Here is a 6,146-nt window from a genome sequence, read left to right on the forward strand (position 1 = left end):
CTGTAAAATATTAATATCATTTTTAAACAGCTTCAAAATTTTCAAATACTTGCTAATTTGTTCATCTTTTAACTTTTAACTTTTAACTTTGGCGTACTATGGCTCAAAAAAATAACGACGAAATTTTTAAGAATGTAATATCACACGCTAAGGAATATGGTTTTGTTTTCCAAAGCAGCGAAATATATGATGGTTTAAGTGCAGTTTACGACTACGGACAATTAGGTGCGGAACTGAAAAACAACATCAAAACTTATTGGTGGAAAGCAATGGTGCAAATGCACGAAAACATAGTAGGCATCGACTCTGCTATTTTTATGCATCCAAAAATCTGGAAAGCGAGCGGCCACGTAGATGGTTTTAACGACCCGATGATTGACAACAAGGACAGCAAAAAACGTTACCGTGCCGACCAATTATTAGAAGATAGAATTGCCAAATACGAGAAAGACGGCAAAACTGAAAAAGCAGCAAAATTGCAAACCGATATGGACGATGCCCTGAAAGCTGAGGATTTACCTCGCTTAAAGGTATTAATTGAAGAGCATGAAATTGCTTGTCCGGTGAGTGGCACTAAAAACTGGACTGATGTGCGCCAGTTTAATTTAATGTTTAGCACGCAGTTTGGCGCCATGGCCGAAGGCAGCGATGTGGTGTACTTACGCCCAGAAACGGCACAAGGTATTTTTGTAAACTTCTTGAACGTTCAAAAAACTGGAAGAATGAAAATTCCTTTCGGTATAGCGCAAATTGGTAAAGCTTTTCGTAACGAGGTAATTGCTCGTCAATTCATTATGCGTATGCGTGAATTTGAACAAATGGAAATGCAGTTTTTTGTACGCCCAGGCGAAGACAAAAAATGGTTCGAATACTGGAAAGAAGCCCGTTTAAAATGGCATAAAGCATTAGGCACACCAGCCGAAAAATACCGCTACCATGATCACGTAAAATTAGCGCATTATGCCAATGCGGCAACTGATATCGAATTTGAATTCCCATTTGGCTTTAAAGAAGTAGAAGGCATTCACAGTAGAACCGATTTCGATTTAGCACAACACCAAGAGTTTAGCGGTAAGAAAATGCAATATTTCGATGCCGAACTAGACGAAAACGGAAAACCTTATGGCAACTATGTGCCTTATGTGATTGAAACTTCTATTGGTTTAGATAGGATGTTCTTGCTAACCATGATCAATGCCTTGGAAGAAGAAGATCTAAGTACGCCAGAGAAACAAGACAGCAGAACGCTATTACGTTTACACCCAGCATTAGCACCTATCAAAGCAGCTATTTTTCCATTAACTAAAAAAGATGGCTTACCAGAAAAAGCCCGTGAAATTATGGATGCATTGAAATTTGATTTTAACTGTATTTACGAAGAGAAAGATGCCATTGGCAAACGTTACCGCCGTCAAGATGCGGTAGGCACACCTTTCTGTATCACGGTTGACCACCAAACTTTAGAAGACAATACAGTTACCATACGCCACCGCGACACCATGGAGCAACAACGTATTGAAATTAAAGATTTACATTGGACAATAGAAAGCAAAGTAAGCTGGAGAAATTTACTGAGCCAAATATAATACTTTAAGCCCCGAAATTTCGGGGCTTTTATTTTGAAAAAACTATCCGTCAGTAGCGCAAAATAAAAGCAATTTTATGATAGTGAGCATCAAAACCCTTAACCCGCCAAAAAAGACGAAGATCACAATGGGGAACCTAAAATTTATATCAGGTAAACCACCATTAAATAATATTATCAATTGCTTCCTCGCTTCTAGCAATAACCGCTTTGTTCCCTTTAATAATAATGGGTCGCTGTATTAAAATCGGGTTTTCATGCATAGCAACAATCAATTCCTCATCAGCAAGATTTTTGCCCTTTACTTTTTCTTTAAAAACTTCTTCATTAGTTCTCATGAGTTCTAAGGGCTTAAGCTCAAGCATTTGTAGAATATTCTTTAACTCTTGCACACTAGGCGGATTTTCGAGGTAATTGACAATGGTAAAATCAATATTTTGGTTCTCTAATGCTTTCATGGCCGCATTACTCTTGCTACACCTTTTATTGTGATAAATTTTAATATCCATTTTCCTTTAATTCTAACGATGCCCGTTAATCTTTTCTAGCTATATTATTCCTAGTAAAATTAAAAAAAACACCGTAAAAAGAATAAAACTACTTATTTTTATAGCGCATCTGGTTTGCAGCATCAATAGCAATCTGCATTTGGTAATTTAATATTTACAAAATATCACTTGTACAAAAACTCGTTACCCATACTTTTAAGAAACGTAAAATTTAATTTGCCCATCAACAGAACAATATGCTAACAAAAATATCTATCCTTCGTACTTTACCTATTTGGAGTGTTGCCGTTCCTATTTTTGCTTGGATTGCCTACTATTTGCCCATAGCACAGCTTGGCGGCATTGGAACGGCCATATTGGTTGCATTTCTTATTGGCAGTGTGCTTGCAGCGGTACACCATGCAGAAGTGGTGGCACATAAAGTTGGCGAGCCATTTGGAACATTATTGTTGGCTCTTGCCGTAACTACCATAGAAGTAGCTTTAATTGTGTCGTTAATGCTTACTGGTGGCAAAGGTACCGAAGCATTGGCAAGAGATACAGTTTTTGCAGCAGTAATGATTATTCTCTCGGGCATGATTGGTGTATGTTTACTAGTGGGCGGAGCCAAGTACAAGCAACAAGACTTTAGCATGGAAAGTGTAAAAGCGGCTTTAATAGTGCTTGGTGCTATTTTAGTACTTACACTAATATTACCAAACTACACCACAAGTGTAGCCGGACCGGTTTACAACAAGGCACAGTTAATTTTTGTAGCAATTATTTCTTTAATTCTATACTTTGCATTTGTACTGATACAGGCAGTAAGACATAGAGACTTCTTTTTACCTCCAGAAGACGATGGCAACGAAGAAATCCATGCAGACCCGCCTACATTGGGCGTAGCATTAACCAGCGGTGTAATTTTATTAATTTGTTTAGGCATTGTAGTTTTGTTAGCCAAAGCCCTTGCGCCCGAAATTGAAGATGCAGTGGTAAGTGCTGGTGCACCAAAATCATTAGTGGGTGTAATTATTGCAGCAGTAGTATTATTGCCCGAAGGTTTAGCCGCCTATAGAGCTGCCAAGAAAAACAGATTGCAAACAAGCTTAAATTTAGCGTTAGGTTCTGCCTTGGCTAGTATTGGCTTAACCATTCCGGCGGTGGCTGTAGTTTCTTTAATTACCGGCATGACCATTACCCTAGGCATAGACACCAAATCAATGTTACTTCTGATTTTAACACAGCTTACCATTATGTTATCTCTAGGTAACGGCCGAACAAATATTCTACAAGGGATAGTGTTATTAACTATCTTTGCGGCATATTTATTCACTATAATATCGCCCTAACTGCAATATAAAAGCAAATATTTAAAACTCTGTTCCTCGCCCCCATTAACCTATAAATAAGGCATGAGAAAACTAGCGCTACGCATTATCGACTTTTTCTATCCACCTTTTAAAAACTGGTTTTCTATTGGTACTTTTAGGTATTTAGCTAGCGGCAGTTTTACCGCTGGCTCTAGCATAGTAGCCTATTTTATCATCTACAATTTCATCTTAAAACAACAAGATATACGTTTCGCAGGTCATTTAATTACCGCTCCCATTGCCGCTTTAGGGCTCGAAGCCGTTTTTACATTTTTAGTAGGTTTTATCCTCAACAAATACTTGGTTTTTACACAATCTAACCTTAAAGGCCGTATTCAATTATTTAGATACGGCACGGTATTTTGCACCAACATTTTACTCAACTATGCCTTAATGAAAATTTTGGTCGAGGGCTTTCAACTTTACCCCTCAATCTCTAAAGGTTTAATTACAATAGTTTTAGCTATTTTCAGTTACTTCTCGCAAAAATATTTTTCTTTCAGGATAAAAAAAGACGTACAATAGTTAACAAACTGTTTAAGTTTCTTATTCATAAAACACAGGCTCAGTCCAACAAATAAAAATTTTCACTGAAATTTAAGCTGTTTCTAAGCTTAATTACACAAAGAAATCCTTAACAGGTTAAAGTTTACATGCCCAAATAAACAATCTTTGTCATTTTCTACTAAAACAGTAGTATTTTCTTGCATTACTAGCCCAAACCCGCTAATTTAGTGCAATTAACAAGATGTATAAATGAGTGATTTTAACGACTTTAATAACGAGCAAGTTGCCAAACTACCTAAGCATTTAAGGCAATTTATAGTAGCACAAAATTATGAGAAATACACGCCAATAGACCAAGCGGTTTGGCGTTATGTAATGCGTCAAAACTATAGTTATCTAAAGCACGTAGCTTATTATCCATACATTAAGGGTTTAAACAGGGCCGGTTTAAGTATCGAGTACATTCCAGACCTGCAAACCATGAACGACAATTTGGGCAAAATTGGCTGGGGCGCCGTAACGGTAGATGGCTTTATTCCGCCAGCAGCTTTTATGGAGTACCAAGCCTATAAAGTGTTGGTAATTGCTGCCGATATTCGCCAGATTAACCATATAGAATACACACCTGCACCAGATATTATTCACGAAAGTGCGGGCCACGCCCCCATTATTGCCGACACAGATTACAATGCCTACCTGAGTTATTTTGGCTCTATTGGAGCAAAAGCAATGTTTTCTAGCAAAGATTTTGAACTTTACGAAGCTATCCGCAGATTATCTATTCTAAAAGAGGCTGCAAATGTTGACGAAGCCGAAATTGCCAAAGCAGAAAAAGAGCTGAAATTCATTGCCGAAAACATGGGCGAACCATCGGAAATGGCCTTATTGGGTCGTTTACACTGGTGGACCGTAGAATATGGCTTGATTGGAACTTTAGAAAATCCGAAGATTTATGGGGCAGGCTTACTTTCTTCTATTGGCGAAAGTGCAACCTGTATGGATCCGAAAATTAAGAAATTATGGTACGACATTAACACCATAAATTATTCTTACGATATTACCCAAGAGCAGCCACAACTGTTTGTAACGCCAACTTTCCAAAACTTAATTGATGTGCTGGAGCAATTTGCAAACACCATGGCGTTTAGACGCGGTGGCTCGGAGAGTGTTTTAAAAGCTATCGAATGTAAAAACCCTAGTACGGCCGTTTACAGTTCTGGCTTGCAGGTTACAGGCGTATTTACAGATGTTGGCATCAGTAAAGATGATGAGGTAACCTTTATAAAAACTACCGGACAATCGGCATTGGCTTTTGATGGAAAAGAACTAGCAGGACATAGCAAGCACTATCATAAAGACGGTTTTTCATCGCCAGTTGGCAAGTTAAAAGCAATCGAGAAATTATTAGAAGACCATGATCTAACTGACTTAGCTAACCTAGGCATTACAGTGGGCAAACGTGGGAATTTAACCTTTGAAAGCGGCATTGAAGTTAATGGATCAGTAAAAGAAATTATTCGCAAGGGCGAAAAAACAATACTTATTGCGTTTGACGATTGTACCGTAAAAGAAGCGAACGGAAATATCTTGTTCCAACCAGAATGGGGTACTTACGACATGGCTGTTGGCGAGAAAATTGTATCGGTTTTTAACGGTGCTGCCGATAAAGACGCTTACGAGGAAATTACACATATTAGTGAACAGCTAACACATAAAGTAATTTATGACGATGCTACGAAACGCTTGCATAGTTTATACCAGGAGGTAAGAGATATTAGGGAAGCAGGCGAAGGTGTCGAAAAATTAACGGAGCTCTTTAATGAACTAAAAACCAATTTCCGTTACGATTGGCTCTGCGCCATGCAAATTTTAGAAATTCTGCATCATACGGCGGGCAATCCGGCTTTAGAAAATGAAGTAAGGATATATTTAGAAATGAAAGCCGCTAACGAAAAAGAATTAACCAAATTAATTAACGATGGTTTTCATGTAATTGCCAACCCGGTTACCCAATTAATTGCGATAGAGGATTAAACTTTTTTCGTCATTTCAAGCGCAGTGGAGAAATCTTTGAAATTGCTGAATACATAGAAACTGTTTAAAAATGATATTAATATTTTACAGGTTGGGCTTGGTGGTGACACCAAACTATAGCTATGGGCTGTAGGCGGGTGTCCCCACCCGCCTATGTAT

At 38.1% G+C, this 6,146-nt stretch carries 5 protein-coding genes; 4 read left to right on the forward strand and 1 reads right to left on the reverse strand.

What is annotated here, in order from left to right; translation table 11 throughout:
• The first annotated feature begins 98 nt into the window (after positions 1–98).
• A complete protein-coding gene (locus B3I52_RS00530; RefSeq protein WP_293297295.1) occupies positions 99–1,586 on the forward strand; it encodes a glycine--tRNA ligase in 1,488 nt (495 codons plus the stop codon).
• A 163-nt stretch (positions 1,587–1,749) separates the two neighbouring features.
• Here B3I52_RS00530 and arsC read toward each other — a convergent pair whose 3' ends face one another.
• Positions 1,750–2,094, reverse strand: a complete 345-nt coding sequence (gene arsC / locus B3I52_RS00535; RefSeq protein WP_293297298.1) for an arsenate reductase (glutaredoxin) — start codon at positions 2,092–2,094, stop codon at positions 1,750–1,752.
• A gap of 236 nt (positions 2,095–2,330) precedes the next feature.
• Here arsC and B3I52_RS00540 point away from each other — a divergent pair, with 236 nt between their 5' ends.
• The 3 genes from B3I52_RS00540 to B3I52_RS00550 all read left to right on the forward strand — a co-directional run bounded on the left by B3I52_RS00540 (position 2,331) and on the right by B3I52_RS00550 (position 5,987).
• A complete protein-coding gene (locus B3I52_RS00540; protein WP_293297300.1) occupies positions 2,331–3,425 on the forward strand; it encodes a calcium:proton antiporter in 1,095 nt (364 codons plus the stop codon).
• Positions 3,426–3,488: 63 nt separating this feature from the next.
• Positions 3,489–3,971, forward strand: coding sequence for a GtrA family protein (locus tag B3I52_RS00545; protein ID WP_293297302.1), 483 nt, complete (start codon positions 3,489–3,491; stop codon positions 3,969–3,971).
• Between the two features lie 231 nt (positions 3,972–4,202).
• Positions 4,203–5,987 carry an aromatic amino acid hydroxylase gene (locus B3I52_RS00550; RefSeq protein WP_293297305.1) on the forward strand — a complete coding sequence of 595 codons (1,785 nt, stop codon included), beginning with the start codon at positions 4,203–4,205 and terminating at the stop codon, positions 5,985–5,987.
• Positions 5,988–6,146: the final 159 nt, after the last annotated feature.

Source organism: Pedobacter sp. UBA4863 (assembly GCF_002399615.1).
GTDB lineage: Bacteria > Bacteroidota > Bacteroidia > Sphingobacteriales > Sphingobacteriaceae > Pedobacter.

Bases quoted from the DNA above. Each gene is read 5' to 3' on its own strand.
- B3I52_RS00550 (WP_293297305.1), top strand. From the start codon at position 4,203: ATGAGTGATTTTAACGACTTTAATAACGAGCAAGTTGCCAAACTACCT.
- B3I52_RS00545 (WP_293297302.1), top strand. From the start codon at position 3,489: ATGAGAAAACTAGCGCTACGCATTATCGACTTTTTCTATCCACCTTTT.
- arsC (WP_293297298.1), bottom strand. From the start codon at position 2,094: ATGGATATTAAAATTTATCACAATAAAAGGTGTAGCAAGAGTAATGCG.
- B3I52_RS00530 (WP_293297295.1), top strand. From the start codon at position 99: ATGGCTCAAAAAAATAACGACGAAATTTTTAAGAATGTAATATCACAC.
- B3I52_RS00540 (WP_293297300.1), top strand. From the start codon at position 2,331: ATGCTAACAAAAATATCTATCCTTCGTACTTTACCTATTTGGAGTGTT.